Raw genomic sequence first — 22092 nt, 5'->3', positions numbered from 1 at the left:
TCCTCTATAAAATTTCGCCTTGTGACACTTTTTTAAAATCATTTTGTTTCTATGATGTCAATGAATGTTGATTTAGCCTTCAGTTGTTTTAATTCTTATTTTGGGAGAGATTAGAATTCCCATAGGTTTAAGTCTGTATTCATATGACCATTGATTCCCCGTTGTTCTCCAAGCATCTGGACCAAACCAAGAATAGGTTTCATCGCAGTTATGTATGGTTCCAAAAGCATTTATTCTATTTCCGTAAGCGGTAATGTCTATTGTGTGTCTTCCCTTTGAGAGTTTACCCAATTCTAATGTATAAGGAGCGAAAGCAATCTTTCCTTTTTCATAGCCATCTACCGATACTGAAAGCAAAGCAGTTCTAAATTGTGGAATTTCTAGCTCTGCGGCACTTTCTTTTTCATATTCAATTGTACAATGATAAGTTATATTACCAGCGTAAAAAGGAAGTCCTTGATTGACCCAGTCTCCAAATGAGAGTTCTTTTTTAGGTTCAACAATTTTTACATGTTTTCCCCTAACTTCTACACCAAAGTCTCCTAATAAATAATTCCATTCAATATTGGTTTTCGAATTGAAAGGTATTTCAAGTATAATTTCTGTAAATCCTTTTGGTAAATTTGGTATATGAACCTTTTTTATACATTTATCTACAAACCAACCCGAAACTTTAGATTCTACTTTTTTACCGTTAACAATAATTTTTGTGTTTTCCGGGTTTTCTAAAGCCAATAATGGATCGTTTACTTCTATTTCGGATTCTATTGTGTACTTTAATTTCAACAAGTGATTATATGGTTCTTCTTCTTTGTTAGTCCATGGTTGAGCGACTTTCTTTTTTCTAAATGGATATCCTAAAAGTTCTCTAAACTTGTTGTCTATTCTTAATATTTCTTCTTTTGATTGCCATTCACCGTTGTCAAATGAATATTCCGCCATATCAAGCACAACAACATTCGGTTCTGATAATGAGTAAAAAACTGGGTCTTCTATTTGAATTTCTTTCATAGGTGACAATGTGTTTTTCTTTTGTTCTTTTTTACGTGGTTGGGAGGGTTTTAATTCTAGCAATAAGCTATCGTGAGGATAAAATTCGTGTTTTATCACTGTTGTTCCATTTTTTATTTCAGCTTCACACTGTTTTATTTCTGCATTTACAGTATCGTAGATAACAGGCTCCCATATTCCTTTAATTATGATAGATATTTTTTCTTTTTGTGCAATATCAGGATTTTTCATTTTATATACATGCGAGATGAACAGCCATCTTTTGTCTTCTTCAGATCTCAATTGATAAAATAGCTTATCAGAAGGTGTACCATCTTCTTTAAATATTTCTATATCCTTATACTGATTTAATTCTCGTAACAATGCACTTTTGGAAAAGGGAATAATTAATGATTTTTTAGCCAATTCTTTAACTCTATCAGATTCAACTGCATCAACAAATTTTGGAGGTTCTGAAAGGAATATTATTTTTCCACCAGATTTCTGAAACATATCAAGCCTTTCCAAGGTCGTTTTTCTAAGGGTTTCACAACCAGGAACTATTATAACTTCGTAATTCATCTTACCAACTTGGAAGGTATCTTTTTCTTGAAGTTCTGACAAAGAAGGTAATAACGATTCAGATATAAAATCAAAATCTATGAGACCGAAAAGCAACCATTCTATAATATTTTTAAAATTTGTTTCCATTTCTTCTCTTTTAGTAGCGGTCTTATCTTTTGGTCCCCAGTGTAACCAATAAGACTCGATTGGATGTATTACCCCTACCCTTACTATAGGCTCCCCTCTTGTTAAAACGGTATTTAAGCGAGAAAAATGATTTTCAATTAGAGAATATTCTTTGTACCAAGGAATTTGGTATCCAATGCTAGGGGGATAATCCCTTTTAGCTTCTCCTTCCATAGAATACCATGTGAGATGATGAACCCTCACGGTAACTCCCAAAGCAGCTTGCCAATCTCCTGCCAGTTTGTAACCTCTGAAATCAAAATCCCAGTTGGTAACACCATATATCTCACTTAAGACACCTTCTCTACCATATTGATGTGCAGCACTTTGAGCTTGCTTTGCTGTAGAAAATTCTCTCCAATCGCATAACATGTCTATCCCAGGAAGTTGAAAAGATCTATAAGATCTCATAGCTTCGCCAACAGCAGCTGTTTGAGATTCTAGCGTAGGTTCTTCCATTAAATGACCTGTTAACATAATCTCGTGCTTTTCACACCAATTTCCTATCGTATCAGCAAATGCTGATACAAAACGTTCTGTTAAGTGATCATGGTACCTATATCTAACAACTGAAACTTGATCATTCGGTAACTCCCATATCAGTTCGGGAAGACGATCTATTAAGCTTTCGTTGTAGATATTATAATAACTTTCTTCCAAATCATCTGTAAATGGAAGAACTACCTCTTTTTTTTCATCCGAAAATGGTAAGTAACTTTTTTTGGCAAATTGAGGTTCGTCTGTAAAGATGGCGGGAATTGATTTGCCAAAATCTTTTCTTAATTCTTTGTAATATTTTTCGTGAGTTATATCTAAAAACCTTAGAATTGCATGTTTATCTAGTGTATTAACATAAGATTGATTGTTAAACCAAGGATCATCTGTAGCTATTTCAAGATAAGCCCACCATATATCTGAACCATTTCTCACTTTACCGTTGTCTTTTAATCTCTTATAATGAACTAAATAGCCGTTTTTTAAAGATATTTCATATTTTCCAAGAAGTTTTCTCTTTTTGCCTTCTATTCTACCTGAATGAGTAACAGCTTCTTCTAAATCATTGTATTCAAAAGGAGTGAAAACAAGAAAACGTTGTCTGTACCTATTGTCTTTTGTAACGTAGCCTCCGGCAAATCCAGACGGCCAACGGTCCTCGTCGTATAGCCAACAAAGCATCTTTTCTTTTTTTGCTTTCTCATTACAAAAGTTTACTAAATTCATAAATTCGTCACTTAAGTAATTTACTGCCAAACCAGTTCTTGGATGAATATGGAAACCACCCATCCCCATTAATTTAAAAACATCTATCTGTTCGTTCAATTCATTAGGATTCAACTTTGAATTCCACGACCAAAAAGGCGCACCCCGATATTCACTTGGTGGATCTTTAAAAAAATCTTCTGTTAGTTTTTCTATTTTCTTAGGGTACAACATATGGATTCTCCTTTATTTTTTCTCTAATTCAAAATAATATTGACCACTACCTAAATTTAAGATTATATTTTCTTCGTTATATTCTTTTAGTTTAATATTATTTCTTTCTTTAAAATCTTTAATTTGTTCGTTGCCGAACAATAAATCTTCTCCCTCTTTCAAATTAAATTCATCCCATAATTTGGGGATAAATACGTCAGCTTCCGTTCCAAAAGGTATTACTACCGAGAGCTTAAATAGGTTTTCACATTTTTCCCAAGAAACATGAAATTCACCGCTTATTGTTTTAATTTTAGCTGAGGCAAATTTTTCGTCACCAACTAAATGAGGCTTAATTTTTGCTTTTTTCCATCCATCTTTTTCTAAAGATATACCAGCCAAATATTTATAAAAAAAGGTATCCACAGAGCCTAACATAATATGATTTTGAGAGTTCATTCCTCCAGCTTCTAACTTTTCCCACCTCTCCCAAACGGTGGTTGCGCCTTCTTTAATCATGTATCCCCAGCTTGGATAGCTTTCTTGGGTTGCTATTCTAAAGGCGAGGTCTGAGTATCCATTTTCACTTAGCACATCGAATAAATACCTTGTTCCCACTATTCCTGTATCTAGATGAGAATCCTGATGCTCCACAATATTATTTATCAATTTATCTAAAATAAATTCTTTTTTATCATTCTGAACCATGTTGTAGTATAAAGGGAGAATTTGTGATGTTTGAGAAATTAATTGATCTACTGGTCCAAACATTCTACTTTCGTAACCATAATCTTTAAGAAAGTAGTCATTAAAAGATTTTTTAATGTTTTCAGATAACTCAAAGTAATGTTGAGCATCTTTTTCTTTTCCTAAAACCTCTGCAATTTTTGAAAAGAGATAAACGTCATTGTAGTAATACCATGTTGAAGTGAACTCCACAGGGGTTTTTTTAGGAGATATAGCTCCTGGGGGGCACCAATCACCAAATTTGCCCAATTTTTTTAGCAAATTGTTTTCACTACTCCTATGTAAAAATTCTACGTACTTTTTCATAGATTCATAGTGATCTGACAAAGCTTTTTCATTTTTATAGTATTTATACAAGTACCAAGCTATCGTTATGTACGCAGTTCCCCATGCAGGATCTGCTGGATAAAGTTTTATATAGGCAGGTACAACATCAGAAATTGAGCCGTCCTCTTTTTGCGATAATTTTATCTCCTGAAGATAATTTTCATAAAAAAGGTTCATATCAAAATTATATATCGCTTCTTCCGCAGATAATTGTGCATCTCCCATCCATCCAAATCTTTCATCTCGCTGAGGGCAATCTGTGGGAATACTATGTAGGTTACTCAATTGTCCCCACAATATATTTTTATGGATTTTATTTATAAGTTCATTTGAACAGTAAAAGTCACCAACCTTTTCTACATCTGAATGAACAAAACGGCCTTCTATATTTTCTATTGTAGGAACAAATGGGAATCCGCTTACTTCCACATATCTAAAACCATGGTAAGTGAATCGTGGTTCGTAGCTTTCTTTACCTTCACCTTTTAGGATATACGTATCTGTAGCTTCAGCTTTACGAATTGTATTAGTTTTTAAAGAGCCATCTTCATTGACTAGTTCGCTATGTCTTAGTTTTAATTGCGCACCTTTAGGACCAGATACACTAATTTTTACCCAACCTGTAAAGTTCTGACCAAAATCATATACAAATACTCCTGGTTTTAGGGTGTACATTTTTATGGGCTTGAGAATTTTTGTGACCCTAATTGGTGGCATATTTTGATACCTCAAATTTGGGCCTTTTGTAATTTCTACTTCTTCCCAATTTGAAGCATCAAAATGGTAAGTGTTCCAACCTGGCATTTCTAATGTTCGATCGTATTTTTCACCGTAATATATTCCATTTTCCTGTAAGGGTCCATGAGATGAAGCCCAACTTTCATCACTTAATATATATTCTTTTTCTCCATTTACATATTCGACCAATATTTGAATTATAAGTTTTGGTTTCGAATATCCAAATTGTTCCAAATGCCTTCCGTTACCTAAAATCACTCCTACACAATTCTGCCCTGTAAGAAAGGAAGTAATATCGTAAACATTAAACAAAGCTTCTTTGGAATATTCTGATTGTCCAGGGTCAAGAACGTTATTTCCTACTTTTTCTCCATTTAGATAAAGTTCGTAGAACCCTAACCCACTAATATATGCTCTAGCACTCTGTACCTCATTTTTAATTTCAAATGTTTTTCTAAAATACCCAGCATGGTAATGTTTGAATTTTTCTGTGCTAAAATCACCTGCAGAATAGAATGTTTTTAGATCTTCTTTTGTGATCCATTTTGCTTTCCAATCGCTTTTACTCAAAGGTCCAGTTTCAAAAAAAGATACTTTACTCCAACTGCTTTCCTCTCCTTTTTCATCCCATATTTTAACTTTCCAGTAATACCTTTTGAAGCTTTCCAATTCTTCACCGCTATAGTAGCAGTAATTATCTTCACTTTCGATTTTATGAGTATCCCAGATATTTCCTTCATCTTGTTCAATGAGTTGTTGAGATGATGATATTAAAACTCGATAGGCACTTTGTTTTTTCCTTTTTTCACTGGTTTCAACTACCCACGACAGCCTGGGCCTTGTATCTTTTAAAGCTAAAGGATTTATAGAATATACAGTATACATCCCTTTAACATCGGGTTTCATATTGGTTTCTCCTTTTAATACAAAAAAATGTTGTAATCCTGTTCTTCTCAAATGACCAGCAAATCAATTTAATATATCGTTTCTCTTTCCTTCACCATCTTCCAGTACTCATCACTCTCCTTTACGTATTTTATTGTATCTTCAGGTAATTCTTTTTCTTTTCTCACCTCCCTTAAAATTTCCCTTACATCTGTTTCGTATGCTTCTTTTAAAGTTTCTTCTGCTTCTATAACATCATGGTTTTCTTGAGCTTGTTTCAATTTTTCATAATCTACTAGTAGAGACTTTGCATAGGTAATTTGTAGATTATTTAAGGACTGTACCACAGCAAGGATTTTTGGTTTTACATTGTGACTTTGATCTAATACCAAGCTAATTTTTTGGTTTTCACTTTCTGCAGAAAGATCAAAAAATTTGTTGAGTTCGACGAAGATTAGAAATAATTCATACGGATTGAGAGAGCCTACAGTTAAATCATCGTCTGCGTATTTTCTTGAATTGAAATGAAACCCACCTAACTTCTTTTTTTGAGATAATAAAGAAACTATGTATTCAATGTTCGTTCCTTGGGGATGATGACCTAAATCGACAAGTACTTTCACTTTTTCTCCTAATTCTTTTGACAACATATATGAAGTTCCCCAATCAAATAGTAGTGTCGAATAAAAAGCAGGTTCAAAGAATTTATATTCTAAAAGCATAGTCATATCTTTTTCTAAATGTTTCGTAATTTGTTTTAATGAATCTTCAAGTAATTCAAAAGATTTATTGAAATCTATCTGTCCAGGATAATTAGAACCATCTGGGATCCACATAGATAAAATTTTTGAATTTGTTTGTTTCATAATTTCTATACATTCAAAAGTTTGATCAATTGCTTTTTGCCTTATTTTTAAGTTAGAATTACTTAGTGAACCAAATAAGTAGTCTTCATCTTCAAAATAATTTGGATTGACTGCACCTATTTTTAATCCTTTTTCCTCTGTGTACTCTTTTAAAGCTTTATAATCTTCAACTTTGTCCCATGGTATATGTATTGCAACAGCAGATACAGCATCGGTTATTTTGTTTACAAATGCAGCGTCATCAATTTTTTCATAAACATTTCTGGCTTCACCGGGAATATGAAAAGCATGAAATCTTGTTCCAGATTTTCCGAACCCCCATGAGGGGACTTCTACTTTAAAATTTTTTATTTTTTCTTTTATCTCAGTTAACTCCATCATTGCTCCTCCTTGTTTCTTCTGAAAAATTCTTTAAATGCTGCTATTTTTTCTTTTGGTATTTCATTCACGTTAGAATAGAGTTTTGAAATAAATGAAACTTGAGCGAGAAACTCTAAAGTTTCCAACTTTACATATGCTTCATTCATGTCCTTTCCCGCAACGGTAACACCATGGTTTTGGAGAACGAATACACGAGATCCTTTTTCTAAACCTTCGTTAAAAGCATCTGCAAATTCCTGGGTTCCAGGCATTTGATAGGGGATATAGGTTATTGGATCCAAAACTAAAGAAGATTCAGGAAGAGCGTTTATAGGTAATTTCTCAAAGGTGATCGCGAAAGAGGTAGCATATATTGGGTGAGCATGAATAATTGCGTTTACATCATTTGTTTTTTCGTATATTTTAATATGCATTTTTCTTTCTGAAGAAGGTTCTTTGAGCCCATCAATTTTATTTCCATTTTTATCTACTGTGATGATATCTTTCTCTGTTAGAAAGTGTTTTATAGTCGATGTTGGAGTAATATATATCTTGTCTCCATATTTTATACTCATATTTCCGCCTGTTCCATCTGTCAGTTTTCTGTCCCATACTAATTTTGCAAATTCTGCAACTTCTTTTTTTAATTGCTCCTCTAGCATGTTGTAGCCTCCTGTTTTTTATTGTTTGAATTGATAATCCTAAATTTAATATTATATTTTTGTAAAATATGATCATCATGTGATAATATTATGATATAATTTCATCATAGTATATCAGTAATTAGACGAAATACAAAACTAACATAATCAAAGAATTTTCGAGTTATTCGGAAATAATTCATTATAATCGACCATAATCGGATTTTTTGCATGAATTTAAACTTTTTAATTTTTTCTTTAAAACATATTTATATAAAACATCGATGGAGAGTGATTTTAATGACAAAAGTTATGAGGCAGGATAGAATTTTAGAAATTTTAGAGAGAGAAAAATCTGCTAATATAGAAGATTTGGCTCGAGAGTTGGATGTATCTATGGTAACTTTAAGAAGGGATATTTCAGAGCTTTATAAAAAAGGGCTAATTGAGAAATTCTACGGAGGTATAAGAAAAAAGAGAAATAATTTATCCGAAGCTCGATTTTTTGAAAGAATGAAACTTAATCAGGATAAAAAAGAAAAGATTGCTGAGTTAGCCTTAAAATTTATAACTAGAGATTCGACTTTGTTTTTAGATGCAAGTAGTACTTGCTATATTTTAGCTCAGAAAATAGCTCAAAAAAAAGAGTTTTTAAACATTGTAACTAATAATCTCTACACTGCATTGGCACTCTGTGAAAATCCTACTCACAACGTTGTAGTTGCAGGTGGAACATTAGATAACAAAAATGGTGTAACTGTTGGGGTAATTCCTGAGAATATGATGAAAGAAATCCGTGTAGAAAAAGCCTTTTTTTCTTGTAGTGCCTTTTCTTTTGAAGAAGGCACATTTGAAAATCTTCCACAAAGTGCAAGTATAAAAAAGATAGTAGCAGAAAATTGTAATGAAATATATATGCTTGTTGATAGTTCTAAGTTTGGTAAAAAATCTATAATGAAAACATTTGAAATAGAAGAAATAGATAAATTTATCACTGATACTTATAATGAGGATTTATACAAAATCTTTGTAAATAGGCTTGTTTGTTAAATAAAGGGGGCATTAGCCCCCTAAAATAAACTATTATTTGCTGTAGTGCTTCCTCATTTCTTCGTTACCTGGCAAAGCAAGAATTTCATCTATAACTTTTACTACCTGGTCGTAAGATTTGGTACGTGGATCTCTGATCAAAAATTCTTCAAGTACTTTTCTATCTCTAGTTAGGAATGCTTCTAATGCCCATTCCATTCTCATAATTCTTGGGTATAGGTACATCTTTGTTATCCTTTCTGGAAGTGGTGGATCTATTTTATAACGGTGGATTCCATCTTTGTCTGCATACACAGGGATCTCGACGGCTACATCGTCTGGAATTCCAGGTATAGTACCGTTATTCGGTAAATTGAGAACAAGGTCTGCTTTTTCATTGTTTAATAAGGCATTTGCCAACAATATATGTTGTTCGCCACTTTTCCTCTCAGGGTCTAGCAAGTTGTATATTTCTTTTGTGAATTCTTCTTTTACATCGTTTTTTGTTTGAGAAATTATCTCGTTGAATGATTCTTTTGAAAGTAGCTTGGCGTTTTTATTTTCTTGGAAATATTTGGCAACTTTTTGCATTGCTAATGCAATCTCTGCTTGTCTGTCTTGATACCATTTCCATCCTAATTCTGAATCAACGCCTCCCCATGGCTCTCCAAACCATTTTTTCTTTGTTTCAAGGTTGTAATGGTATTTCCAGCTTCCATTTCTGACTGTGTCTCCAATGGGCATTTTTCCATAGAATTCATACATATCTTTTGCAACGGGAGAGAGTTGATCGTCAAATGGATTGGTGGGTTTGAAGTTTTTAACCTCTTTTTCTAATAATTCATCAATTAATGGGTAGGCATCTTTTCCTTCGTACATGAATTTTGTTAACCATATTCCATGGTTTACCCCAGCTACTTGCCATTCGACTTTTTCCGTATCTAATCCTAATTTTTCAATTATTTGGTCTACTCCATGATGGCCATGGCATATTCCAACCATATTTATTGGGACCGTTCTTGTTATTAAATTTGTTAGTTCAAAGACAGGGTTTGCTGCCTGCAAAAGCCATGCCTTCGGAGATATCCTTTCAATAGCTTTTGCAACATCATGCATGAACTTTAATTGGTTGAAATTGCTTATTGTGTAATAATCTGAAACCATGTTGAATTCTTGTGAGTCTATTCCTCTGTAATATCCGTGTTTTTCTGAAATATTTCTTACCTGTTCAAAGTAACTGTGCCCTCCAACAAGGGCAGTATTTACAACAAAACTTGAGTCTTTTATTGCGTCTTCAACATTTGTTGTAGTTTCAAATCTCAAATCTGCTCCAAATTCTTCTGCAAATTTCTTAGCAAGCATGTGTACTGCGTTCAATCTGTCTTTATCTATATCCATTAAGGATACTAGACTTCCTGATAATCCCTTTGTTTTACAAAGATCGCTAACCAATCTTAAAGAAAATGCTGCACTTCCTGCTCCAATGATTCCTACCTTGATAGCTGTCATTTACATCTTTCCTCCTCTTTTATCAACTATTGAACTTTTTTGTTGCTATAATGTTGTTTATAGTGTAAATCGTTATGATATTGTTATCTATTTTTTTAATAGCTTTTTTCACTACTCTTTCTGAAATCAGATATCACTAAAGTATGGATTACGTTGTTATGTGAGATATCAAGTTAAGAAAATTCCTTTCTTTTTCTTCATTCCATATAAATTCTTTTTGGTGTTTTTCAACGTTTTTTATAATTTTTTCGTAATTTTTGTATGCGTTAGTGATTTTTTCAACACTTTCTTCCACTTTAGATGGATCTATAACCACTCCTAAGCCTAAATTTTCTACCTGTTTAGCCATTGAAACAAAAGATTCTTTTACAATAACGGGGGTGCCTGCTGCTAAAGAATCGTAAAACTTATGAGGCAAGGCGTAAATGTCGTTTTTATAATCTCTGTTTTTGACGGTGTTGTAAGAAATTAGAGAAAACAGGGAATTGGATAGTTCATTCATCATTTCATCGTAAGGTAAAAATTCTGTAGATTCATGGGTTATGTCCATAAACTCTTTCGAATCCATTCCTATAATCTTGAAGCTAAAACCCTTTTCGATTAAAGATTTTAATATTTTTTTCTCATCTTCTATCTTTCTTGTTACTTTACCAACTAAGACAATTTCTTTTCTCTTTTTTTGAATATCAGGTTTTATAATAAAATTTGCGTAATTGGGTATAATATAGGTTTTTTCTTTATCTATGTTCGTTTTGTTAACAACATCATTTCTTGTTTCTTCTGAGACGAATATTGCCAGATCTGAGAGATCTAATTGCTTTTTAAAGAACCTCCAGACGGTTTTTACTTTTAAATTTCCAATCATCCCTTCTAACTCTGCTAAAAAGTTTTCTGGATGGTATTCGTGAATATCGTAAACGATTTTTTTATTTCTTTTTTTTGCTATTTTAAAAGGATCCAAAGGTTTGCTTGCTAAAAAATGATGCATGTATAAGATGTCGTAATTTTCTTCGGCTACCAAATCGCATATTTTTTTATCGAGAGGCCTTCTATTAATAAGCTTTTTTAATGGATTGCCTATTGTTTCATTGATTTCTTTTATGGGTAGGTATTTAATATTTCCATCTGTATATTCTTTTTCGTCTTTATTAGTCCAATATTGATAAATAACTTCATGAACTTTAGAAAGGGATTTAACCGTTCTGTATACTCTTTTGTCAAATTTTGGGTGCATGTATCCAATGATCAGTATTTTCATAAAATTTCACCTTGAAATTATAAAGACTTTTGTTGTTATTATCCCCGATTTATTATATCATAAGAAACAACTGCTTTCTACATGGAGGTGAAGGGTGATATAGAATTAAAAGTTGGGTTTAATGTTATAATTATGAATATGTGATTTATTAAGATTAATAGATTTCCTCATTGGGGAGGTTTTTGTATGATCAATACATTGTTTAAATCTTTTTTGTTTTTGCTTTCGTATCTGCCTCTTTTTGTTATCTTTGCCATTAATAATTTTGGGAACGTTTTGTTCTTAATTTTTAGTGTTTTTTCGATTGTTGTTTTTGTTGGTTCATTGATTCTTTTTATTTCTGCCAAAAAGAATGCCGAGGAAAAGTTCATTAAATTTGAGAAAGTAGAATCGCAGAATGTGAGGCTGTTGGATTATATTTTTGTTTATATCTTGCCTTTTATCAATATGGGTGGCATTAAAGAGTTGATTTCTTTTGCTATAATCGTTTTTATCGTAGGCAATATTTATGTAAAGACAGATTTGATAGCTATAAACCCTATTCTTTCTTTGTTTGGCTATAGTATTTACAAGGTTTATTTTATGGATGGAAGCGAAAAAAGTATGCGGTCCGCTTGGTTGATTTCAAAATCAATAACAGAAGGAATGAAAGTTAAAGAGTTTTCTAAAGATATTTATTTGGGGATAGGTGGCAAGAAATGAATAAAGTTAATTGGGATGATATTTTAAAGAATATCTTTTTAAAAGAGAATTTAGAACATCTTAGAGATTTAATAGGTACTTCAGCAGATTTCATAATGGATGTTTTTATCCAAAATGAGAACAACCAGATATTTTGGTTGAAAAATGAAGATCCCTCATTTTTCAAGAGTATTTTTCTGTACTCTACTGATGAGTTTTTAAATGATTTACACGCCAAAGAGTCAAACAAGGTAGATGAGTACGAGACAGTCATTGATGATAGGAGCTTTTTGTATCTAAAAGATGTCAATGAGAATGTAAGCGATATTGGGGATATTGTTGAGATTATTCGTGAAGGTAAGTATATAAAAAATTATTCTAATAAAGACTTGGAAACAATTAAGAAGTTCAAACTGATAGTAAAATTGTACAGTAATGAGTTGAATGATTTTTTGTTGGGTATTCAATATTTAACAGCTTCCAAAATCTTTAAAGATAAAAGGATTTTAGCCCTTACTGCACGTAAAATTCAACCTTTAAAGGAACAGTTTTACTTAATTCCAAAAAATAGTTTTGATTACATGGTTGTTGGAGATACCGTCTTAATTAGAAATTTGACTTATTTTGAAAGAGATTTCGGGTTTTACAAGAAATATGAAGAGGCTAAAGATGAAGTTATCGAGGAAATAAAGAGAGAGGAGAACCTTTTTGGTAAGGATATTAAATTAAAAAGTATCGATTATTTTAGTGAGAAAATCAAAGGAAAACCTTCGTATTTGAAGAGATTTTATAAGGTTATCAAAAAAGGTAATTATAAGAAATTTGAGTTTTCTAAGGTTAAGGAGATAATAGATGATTTCAATCTAAAAGTTAAACTTGATGAGGGTAATAAATGTATCGATTTGGGCGAAGAGACTTCTATTAAAGATTTTTTGCAACTTTACGATGAATTGTATTATATATCCGATTTGTCAGGGAATAGAATGGTGGCAAGTGAAAACAGCCCTTATCAGCAGTAATATCTTTCTTTCAAAAATTCAACGATTCTTTGAGATGCTTTGCCATCTCCAAAAGGGTTGCTCGCTTTGCTCATTTGTGCATATTTTTCTGTTTCTAGTTCTTTCATGGCTTGATACACTTTTTCTTCCTGCGTTCCTACTAATTTTGCTGTTCCTGCTTCTATCGCTTCGGGCCTTTCCGTTGTTTCTCTTAATACCAACGTTGGTTTTCCCAAAGTAGGTGCTTCTTCTTGTATCCCTCCTGAATCTGTCATAATGTAGTAACTTTCGTCCATTAACGCTATGAATTCTAAATATTCTACTGGGTCTATCAGTATAGCTTTTTCCTCATTCCCAAGTATTTTATACACACTTTCTCTCACTATTGGATTTAAGTGAACTGGAAATACTATGTGCATTTCTTCGTTTTCGTGTAGATACCTTTTTATCGCTTTCATCACGTTTTCTATCGGTTTTCCCCAGTTCTCTCTTCTATGCATGGTTACTAAGATAAACTTTTTGTTCTTTATGTCGTACTTTTCTTTAATCTTTTCTATATCTTTGTTTTTGTTTTCTTTTACCCATAGTAATGCATCTATAACCGTGTTGCCTGTTACTATTATGTTTTTTTCTTCTACCCCTTCTTTTAGTAGATTATCTTTTGCCTTTTGGGTGGAAGCAAAGTGGTGCTTTGCAATTGTGCCTGTTAGTCTTCGATTCATTTCTTCTGGGAAGGGGTTGTATATATCGTTCGTTCTTAAGCCTGCTTCTACGTGTCCAACAGGTATTTTGTTGTAAAAAGCAGCAAGGCTTGCTACTAAAGTGGAGGTTGTATCCCCTTGTACTAATATGTAATCGAATGGTTCAATTTTTAGTATTTTATCTATCTCTGTAATTAGTTTTGAAGTTAGTTGGGGTAGAGTTTGATTTTTTGTCATTATATTTAAGTCGTAATCTGGTTTTATTTCGAAAAGATTCAACACTTGATCGAGCATTTCTCTGTGCTGAGCGGTTGCTATTACTTTTACCTCCATATTTTCTTCTTTCAGCTTTTTGTATAACGGTGCCATTTTAATTGCTTCTGGCCGCGTTCCAAATATCATTGCTGTTTTCATTCGAGGACTCCTTGTTATGGTAATGTTTTTAGTTTTTTTATGTAAGCTGCGTTTAGTCTTTGTTAGCGCCCCTTCGCCGAACGTTAAGGGGGTTCCCCTTAAAAACCCCAAATCAAGGTCAAAATCATTTAAAAACATGGTTTGCACACTGCGGCAAATACTCCCCACCCAGTTGCCAATCACATAATGTAATTATATCATATATGTTTTTAGGTCCATGGTTTTTTGATGGTAAAACCAACAATGAAGATGTTTTGAGGTTTCTTTGTTAAAAGATAAATAAAATTCTTTTAGCGTTAATTTTTTGATTGTATAATATAAATGTATAAAAAAGGTGTGAATTTTTGCCTTTCCAGGAGGATGTGTATGGATAACAAATGGATTAGAATAAAAGGCGCTAGAGAGCATAATTTAAAAAATATAGATGTTGAAATACCTAAAAATACTCTTTCAGTCATTACCGGCTTATCAGGTTCAGGAAAATCAACGTTAGCACTTGATACCATATATGCGGAAGGTCAAAGAAGGTATTTAGAGTCTGTTTCTTCCTATGCAAGGCAATTTTTAGGCAATTTGAAAAAGCCCGATGTAGAATTTATCGAAGGACTCTCCCCTTCAATTGCTATTGAACAAAAATCCGTAAGTCATAATCCAAGGTCAACGGTAGGTACCATCACAGAGATTTATGATTATATTAGGGTGTTGTTTGCAAGGGTTGGTAAGGCTTACTGCCCAAAGTGCAATATCCCACTGCAAAGTTCTACTGTAGATGAAATTGTGGATAATATTTTTAAGAATTTTAATGAGGATGCAAGATTATATATCTTTGCTCCAATTGCCAAGGAAAAGAAAGGTGAGTTTAAAAAAGAACTACATAGTATGAAGCTTTCAGGTTTCAAAAGAGTGGAAATCGATGGGGTGATATACGATTTAGATGAGATAGACTCACTTGAAAAGAGCTATAGGCATAATATAAACCTACTTGTTGATAGAGTTAAGTTAAGAAAAGATAATTTTGAGAGAATTTTCGAAGCCATTGAATTGTCCCTTAAAGAAGGGGATGGCTTTGTAGAAATTAGGGAAATGGATAATGATGAAAACGTCCTTTCTTCTCAAACTTATTCTGAGAATCTAGCTTGCCCTAAATGTGGTTACAGTTTCCCAGAAATTAATCCTAAATTATTTTCGTTTAATAGCCCTTATGGTGCATGTTCTGAATGCCATGGATTAGGTTTTAAGTTGGAGGTTGAGCCTGAATATATATTTGATATAAACAAGTCTTTGGAAGATGGCGCTGCTTTGAATATGGGGAAAGACACTTTCATGGTGAGCATGATGAAAGATGTTGTTCGAAGTTTGGGTGAGGATCCATCAAAACTTTTAAAAAGTATGCCTTCGAAAGTTTTAAATACCTTGCTGTATGGGACTGACAAAGAAATAGATTTTTCCTTTTCAAAAAAGAACGGAGACAGTTATGAGTTTACTAGAGGGTTTGAAGGAATGGTGAATTGGTACGAAAGAAGGTACAAGCAAACGGATTCACGGGAAATAAAGGAATGGATCGAAAGAAATTTCATGATTCAAAAGACATGTCAAGCCTGTAATGGCAAAAGGTTGAGGGAAGAAGCGTTAAGCGTTAGGATCGATGGATACAATATATATGATTTGACAGAAATGCCAATTAGTGAACTAAAACTTTTCTTTGATGCTTTAAAACTGAGTGATTTTGAAATGGAAATTGCCCACGAACTTCTTAGAGAAATAAATAGAAGGTTAACTTTTTTGATCGATGTAGGACTTGATTATTTGACACTTGGAAGAAATGCGACAACTCTTTCTGGTGGAGAGTCCCAGAGGGTTAGATTGGCTACACAGATTGGATCGGGGTTAACAGGAGTGACATATGTTTTGGATGAGCCAACTATAGGTCTTCACCAAAGAGATAACGACAGGCTTATAAATACTTTGAAAAAGTTGAGAGACCTCGATAATACGGTAATAGTTGTCGAACATGACGAGAACGTTATTAGAGCCTCAGATTATATTATAGATCTTGGGCTCGGCGCAGGTGTCAATGGGGGAAAAGTCATCTTTCAAGGTCCTACTAGTAAGTTGTTAGAGAATTCTAATGGGTCCCTTACAGGGAAGTATTTAAGGGGAGAAACAAGAATAGAAATAATTGATAAAAAACGAGTAGAAAAGAACGCTAGTTTAAAGATAATCGGTGCCAAACACAACAATTTGAAAAATGTCACGGTTGAGATTCCCTTGGGGAAATTTGTGGTTATAACAGGAGTTTCAGGCTCAGGTAAATCTTCGTTGATTATGGATACGTTGTATCCGGCTTTGCAAAAGGAGCTTTATAATTCCAGGGTGAGACCCGGAGAGTATGAAAAGATCGAAGGTTTAGAATATATAGATAGCGTGATCTCTATCGATCAAAGTCCTATTGGTAGAACTCCAAGAAGTAACCCAGCTACATATACAGGAGTATTTGATTATATTCGTGAACTGTTCGCTGCAACACCTGAGGCTAAGATTAGAGGATACGACAAGGGAAGATTTTCCTTCAACGTTAAGGGCGGAAGGTGTGAAGCCTGTAAAGGCCATGGAGTTTTGAAGATTGAGATGCAATTTCTACCTGATGTGTATGTAACCTGTGACGTATGTAAAGGTAAGAGATACAACAAAGAAACGTTAAAGGTCACTTATAAAGGTAAAAATATTTCTGATGTTTTAGATATGACTGTGGATGAGGCTTTGGACTTTTTCAAGAACTTACCTTTAATAAAAAATGTTCTAGAACTGCTGCAAGATGTGGGTTTGGGATACATAAGATTGGGTCAATCCGCAACCACCCTTTCTGGTGGAGAAGCTCAAAGGATCAAATTAACTTCCGAGCTAAGGAAAAAAGCAACGGGGAATACCGTTTATATACTCGATGAACCTACTACGGGTCTTCATTTTGAAGATATAAAGAAATTAATAAAAGTTCTCAATATTCTCGTTGAAAAGGGTAATACCGTTATAGTAATAGAACACGAGATGGACATTGTAAAAAACGCAGATTACATTATAGACTTAGGACCAGAAGGCGGAGAAAATGGGGGTTATATTGTGGCTACAGGCACCCCAGAAGAAGTAGCTGAGAGTGGTACTTACACCGGGTACTACTTGCAAGAGGTTTTATCAAAAGAAAGAATTTCAAAGTAGAAATAATTAAATTATTTTTACGTTGACTATTCTTTTTTAAGCCAATTTATAGTCTGTTCTGCCACTTTTTCTTTTTCGATATCGTTTACAACTACGTGCCCGCTTTCTTCTAATATCAGAAATTCGGTTTTTCCTTTAATATTATTTTCTATAATTTCCTTTACCGAAAAAGGAACGGCTTCGTCTTTTTTTGAAAGTATCACATAAGTGTTAGATGTGACTTTTGAAAGGTTTTTAAGAGCCATTTTTTGCAGTTTGTAAAGATCAGCTGCCTTTGAAGGCCAGTCATAATTCCAGTATTGGTTAGCTAGATAAGCAAGCTTTTCGTCATCGAATGTCTGAGGATTTTTTCTTTTTATTTTCTTAACGATAAGGCCAAAGAATGGAGTTAAATTTATTCTCCAATCTTTTGCTTTTAGTGCAGGAGCAGCTAAGACAATTTTTTCTGGATGAAATTTACTTGCTAAGAGAGTTGCTATTACACCACCCATAGAAAGGCCTAAAATGTAGACTTTTTCATGGTAGGTTTTTAAATTAATATAAGAGTCTACCGATTTTCTGAGCCAATCTCTCCAATTAGAGTTTAAAAAATCGTTGGAATTGGTTCCGTGCCCGGGGAGTCGAGGTATGTATATAGAAAAACCAGATTTGTGAATCTGTCTACCTATGTAGTACATATCATGAGGAGAACCCGTGTAACCATGTAGAATCAATACCGCAATATTTGAATCATTTTTTAAATAAAGCTCCTTTGATATTGGTGAGACAGATGTGCTTGGTGGTATATTATCGAAGAAATTCAAGATATAGACCCCCTTCATAGTCTGGTAATTATTAGCTATTTTCGAACTGAAGTCTGTAAAGATCGTAATAAATTCCGTGGTTGTTGATAAGTTCTTCGTGCCTTCCTTCTTCAACAACTAGCCCTTTATGCACAACTATTATCCTGTTGGAGCTTTTCACAGTCGAAAGTCTGTGGGCAATGGAAATTATAGTTGAACGTTCAGATATTTTATTCAAAGCTTGTTGTATTAAAAATTCAGTTTCTACATCAACATTTGCTGTAGCTTCGTCTAAAATTATAATCTTTGAATTAAAAAGTACCGCCCTCGTTAAGGCTACCAATTGTCTTTCACCAGATGATAAAGTTCCGCCTCTTTCTGTAATGACTGTGTAGTAATTTTGGGGCAACCGCGAGATAATTTCATCGGCATATACGGATTTTGCAACCTTTTTTACTTCTTCATCCGGAATGTCTTGGTTAAATAATCTCATGTTGTCTAAAATAGTTCCCGAGAACAGGAATACGTCTTGAGGTACAACAGCGATTTTTTTGCGTAATTCGTTGAGATCGTAGTCGTATAATTCTTTATCGTCTAGTAGTATTTTACCACTTTGATATTTGTAAAGTCCACTTATCAATTTAATTATCGTAGTTTTTCCTGAACCTGTTTCTCCAACTATGGCTACTCTTTCGTTGGGATTTATTTTGAAACTTACGCCTTTTAAAACTTCTGTATTTCCATCGTAGGAGAATTTAACGTTTTGAAATTCAACTTTTCCTTCTTGAATAGTAGTATATTTTTTCCTCCCAAAATTTTCCTGTTCTTGATCAAATATCTTAAAAATTTTTCCAGCCGATGCAAATGCGTTTTGCATTATGTCATACTTTTCTGCTAGGTCAAACAAGGGTCTAAAAAACATATCTATGTAAGAAGTGAAAGCATAGATGGTTCCAAAGGTTGTTTGCCCATCTGTTAACTGCAAGGAACCAAACCAAAGCAAAATACTAATCGTAAAATACTGTAATAGACTCATCAAAGGTCTAAAGATCGCAAATACATACATTTGTTGCAAATTAGCACGATATACCTTTGTACTCATGTAATCGAATTCCTTTTTCTTTCTTTCTTCTTGATTGAATAATCTTGTGACATTACTTCCAGCTAAATTTTCGGCTAAGTAGGAATTTAAGGCAGATATTCTAGTTCTGACTTTGTCGTAGGCTTTTCTATCAAAATGTCTGAATAACACAACTGAAACTACAATAACTGGGAACATAGACATTGTATACAAACTAAGTTCAAAGTCTAGGACCATCATTAAAATGATCACCCCAATTATTATAGCTATATCTTTAAGCAAACTTGTTACAACATCACTGAAGAAATCCGATAAATTTTGGGTATCATTAACCACACGTGTGGTAACTTTGCCTGGAGGATTTTTTTCAAAATATGTATATTTGAGTTTTAATATATGGCTGAATAAGTCTTTCCTCAGGTGAAAAATAACTTTTTGGCCAACTACGTTGGCAAAGAAAACTTGACCGTAATTTAAAAGAAATTGTCCCACAAGCACTGATATAAAAATAAGGCTAAAAATCTGTATTTTTCGAATAGCTATGTCAAAGTATTGGGAATATTGCTCGCCTGAGACTTGTATTCTTTCGCCTGTTTGATTGTTAACCATATAATAGTTGTTGTCTCTTTTTTCTAGATTATAAGCTCCATTCTCCTGTTCAACAAATTGTGTTTCGCTTTCAGGGACTAGATCAAACGAATAATTCACATTAATTACATTATCAATCCCATATCGTATGAAAACTGGCAACGCTAACTCTATTATCGTTGCTATAGCCAAAGTTAAAAAGGTCAAAAAAAGTAGTAACTTGTATTTTTTTATATACACCCACAGTCTCAGGAAAGTTTTGAGATCGCCTTCGCTTTTTTCTTTTTCTTCTAAAAATATTTCCTCATGAACAGAAGCCATTACTCTACTCCTCCAAATTTTTTTCTATTAATTGTTTCATGTACATAGAATAGTAAATACCTTCTTGTGAGATTAACTGATTGTGATTACCGCTTTCAACGATTTGTCCATTGTCGAACACATAGATTTGGTCGGCATTTTTAACCGCTTTGAGCCTGTGGGATATAACAAGAATTGTTTTGCCTTCCGCTTGTTGTCTAAGTGTTTTGATTATTTCTTCTTCCGTCTCGGTATCTACAGCGGAAAGACAATCGTCTAGTATTATCCATTTTGATCTTTTGGCTAGAGCTCTTGCAATGGTAACCCTCTGCCTTTGGCCACCAGAAAGTGTGGCTCCTCTTTCTCCAACTATTGTGTCATATTTATTTTCGAAGCTCATTATGTCATCGTGTACATGAGAAAGTTTTGCAAATTCTTCCACTTTGTCTTCCATTTTTTCATTAGCAAAAGCTATATTTTCTCTTATCGTCATTGAAAATAAGAAACTATCTTGTGGTACATAAGAAACATAGTCTCTTATAAATTCACCATTCACATCGTTAATATCTTTTCCGTCTAAAAATATCTGTCCTCTTTCAACTGGGTATAGTTTTACAAGGAGCTTTGCTAATGTAGATTTTCCTGAACCTATTCTTCCAACAAAGGCTACCATTTCTCCAGGGTTTATATTCATGTTTATATCCTTCAAAACTTCTCTTTGTGAACCTGGATATTTGAAAGTTAGATGGTTGATTTGATAGTGTCCCTGAAATTCAAAATCTTCTCTTGGAGGTTCTTGAATGGAATTTTTTTGTTCTAAAACTTCATTAACCCTTTTTAAAGAAGCTCTTCCTCTTTGTATTAGGTTGATTAGGTTTCCAACCGCCATCATTGGCCATATCAACATTCCGATATATTGATTTGTCATTATGAAGTCTCCAAGGGTTATCTGATTGTTTATTACCATGGGTCCACCAAAATTGAAAACAAAAATAGTTGCTAATTGTCCTACTAACATGGCTAAGGGAAACATCAATCCCCAAACTTTTACCAAGCGAATGTAAGAATTATAGAACTCTTGAGACTTGTTGTCAAATATCTCTTGCATGGTATCATAGTTAGAATACAACTTTACAACATCCACACCAGAGACGTTTTCTTCAGTTATATTAGATAACTCAGAAGTTTTTTCTTGTAATTCTCTGAATCTTCTGTGAATGAATCTTCCAAAAAAGAGTGATATAATTGCTATTAAAGGAAGAGGCAGTACCGATATAAAGGTCAATCTCCAATTCACAAAAGTACCCATTGCAAAAACGGTCAAGGTCGTCAATACTATTGTATCAACGAGCATTATAACCAGAATTCCTAGCATACGCATCAACGTAGAAACATCAGAAGTGAACCTAGTCATCAAATCTCCAGTTCTCCATTTGTCGAAAAAATCTTGGTCTAAACCGATGATATGGTCGAACATATTTTTCCATGTTTGATATTCAAAAAGCCTAGCGGCTCCAATAATTGAAATTCTCCAAAAAACTCTACCAATTCCTAATCCTAAAGCTAACATGATTATTCCGAAGATTAGCGTTTTAACTTGATTAAGGTTCGGAGATTGTGTGTTTAGTATATCGACTATGCTTCCAATTTCTCTTGGAATAAATAGTTGAATAATGTCAACGGTTACAAGAAAGAGAATCCCAATGAGATATCTCCACCAATATTTTTTTAGAAACTCTTTGATCAAAAGATTCACCGTCCCAAATTGATTAGTATTCCTAACAAAATTATATCACTTGGTTCGAGGAATATCAATTGTTT

At 33.4% G+C, this 22092-nt stretch carries 14 protein-coding genes and 1 pseudogene; 4 read left to right on the top strand and 11 right to left on the bottom strand.

The window, feature by feature from the left end; all coding sequences use genetic code 11:
- Positions 1 to 72: 72 nt before the first annotated feature.
- From X926_RS05470 to X926_RS05455, 4 genes are all read right to left on the bottom strand, one after another.
- Positions 73 to 3174 carry a hypothetical protein gene (locus X926_RS05470; RefSeq protein ID WP_103065329.1) on the bottom strand — a complete coding sequence of 1034 codons (3102 nt, stop codon included), beginning with the start codon at positions 3172 to 3174 and terminating at the stop codon, positions 73 to 75.
- Positions 3175 to 3186: 12 nt separating this feature from the next.
- Positions 3187 to 5871 (bottom strand): alpha-L-rhamnosidase, encoded by a 2685-nt coding sequence (locus tag X926_RS05465; protein WP_199171183.1) that lies wholly within the window; start codon positions 5869 to 5871, stop codon positions 3187 to 3189.
- 68 nt (positions 5872 to 5939) lie between these two features.
- Positions 5940 to 7097 (bottom strand): L-rhamnose isomerase, encoded by a 1158-nt coding sequence (gene rhaI, locus X926_RS05460; protein ID WP_103065328.1) that lies wholly within the window; start codon positions 7095 to 7097, stop codon positions 5940 to 5942.
- A complete protein-coding gene (locus tag X926_RS05455) occupies positions 7094 to 7738 on the bottom strand; it encodes a class II aldolase/adducin family protein (RefSeq protein ID WP_103065327.1) in 645 nt (214 codons plus the stop codon). Before X926_RS05455 ends, rhaI begins: the two co-directional genes overlap by 4 nt.
- Positions 7739 to 8017: 279 nt before the next feature.
- On the opposite strand from X926_RS05455, the gene X926_RS05450 reads away from it, so the two are divergent.
- Positions 8018 to 8767, top strand: a complete 750-nt coding sequence (locus X926_RS05450; RefSeq protein ID WP_158245202.1) for a DeoR/GlpR family DNA-binding transcription regulator — start codon at positions 8018 to 8020, stop codon at positions 8765 to 8767.
- Positions 8768 to 8800: 33 nt separating this feature from the next.
- On the opposite strand, the gene aglA is transcribed toward X926_RS05450, so the two are convergent.
- The gene (gene aglA, locus X926_RS05445; RefSeq protein ID WP_103065325.1) at positions 8801 to 10255 is read right to left on the bottom strand and encodes an alpha-glucosidase AglA; all 1455 of its coding nucleotides are present in this window, start codon (positions 10253 to 10255) and stop codon (positions 8801 to 8803) included.
- 148 nt (positions 10256 to 10403) lie between these two features.
- Positions 10404 to 11513, bottom strand: a complete 1110-nt coding sequence (locus X926_RS05440; RefSeq protein WP_103065324.1) for a glycosyltransferase — start codon at positions 11511 to 11513, stop codon at positions 10404 to 10406.
- 186 nt (positions 11514 to 11699) lie between these two features.
- Between X926_RS05440 and X926_RS05435 the strand changes: the two genes are divergently transcribed.
- Entirely contained in the window at positions 11700 to 12215 is a 516-nt protein-coding gene (locus tag X926_RS05435) for a hypothetical protein (protein ID WP_103065323.1), read from the top strand.
- Positions 12212 to 13213: a Kiwa anti-phage protein KwaB-like domain-containing protein gene (locus X926_RS05430; protein WP_103065322.1), complete on the top strand. Its 1002-nt coding sequence runs from the start codon at positions 12212 to 12214 to the stop codon at positions 13211 to 13213. The genes X926_RS05435 and X926_RS05430 overlap by 4 nt, the downstream gene beginning before the upstream one ends.
- Here X926_RS05430 and wecB read toward each other — a convergent pair.
- A complete protein-coding gene (gene wecB, locus X926_RS05425) occupies positions 13204 to 14307 on the bottom strand; it encodes a non-hydrolyzing UDP-N-acetylglucosamine 2-epimerase (RefSeq protein ID WP_103065389.1) in 1104 nt (367 codons plus the stop codon). The genes X926_RS05430 and wecB overlap by 10 nt on opposite strands.
- A 366-nt stretch (positions 14308 to 14673) precedes the next feature.
- On the opposite strand from wecB, the gene uvrA reads away from it, so the two are divergent.
- Entirely contained in the window at positions 14674 to 17520 is a 2847-nt protein-coding gene (gene uvrA, locus X926_RS05420; protein ID WP_103065321.1) for an excinuclease ABC subunit UvrA, read from the top strand.
- Between the two features lie 26 nt (positions 17521 to 17546).
- Here uvrA and X926_RS05415 read toward each other — a convergent pair whose 3' ends face one another.
- From X926_RS05415 to X926_RS05405, 4 genes and pseudogenes are all read right to left on the bottom strand, one after another.
- Positions 17547 to 18323, bottom strand: a complete 777-nt coding sequence (locus tag X926_RS05415; protein WP_103065320.1) for a carboxylesterase — start codon at positions 18321 to 18323, stop codon at positions 17547 to 17549.
- Positions 18324 to 18354: 31 nt separating this feature from the next.
- Complete coding sequence (locus X926_RS10435; RefSeq protein ID WP_369973680.1) at positions 18355 to 19179, bottom strand: ABC transporter ATP-binding protein; 825 nt, start codon at positions 19177 to 19179, stop codon at positions 18355 to 18357.
- 87 nt (positions 19180 to 19266) lie between these two features.
- A pseudogene (locus X926_RS10430) lies at positions 19267 to 20124 on the bottom strand (ABC transporter ATP-binding protein); the annotation flags it as partial.
- Between the two features lie 172 nt (positions 20125 to 20296).
- Complete coding sequence (locus tag X926_RS05405) at positions 20297 to 22027, bottom strand: ABC transporter ATP-binding protein (RefSeq protein ID WP_233186687.1); 1731 nt, start codon at positions 22025 to 22027, stop codon at positions 20297 to 20299.
- Between the last annotated feature and the right edge of the window lie 65 nt (positions 22028 to 22092).

The organism is Petrotoga sp. HWHPT.55.6.3, from assembly GCF_002895495.1.
GTDB classification, from domain to species: Bacteria; Thermotogota; Thermotogae; order Petrotogales; family Petrotogaceae; genus Petrotoga; species Petrotoga mobilis.
Note: the sequence above shows the minus strand (reverse complement) of the source record. Positions and strands in the feature narration are given on the sequence as shown.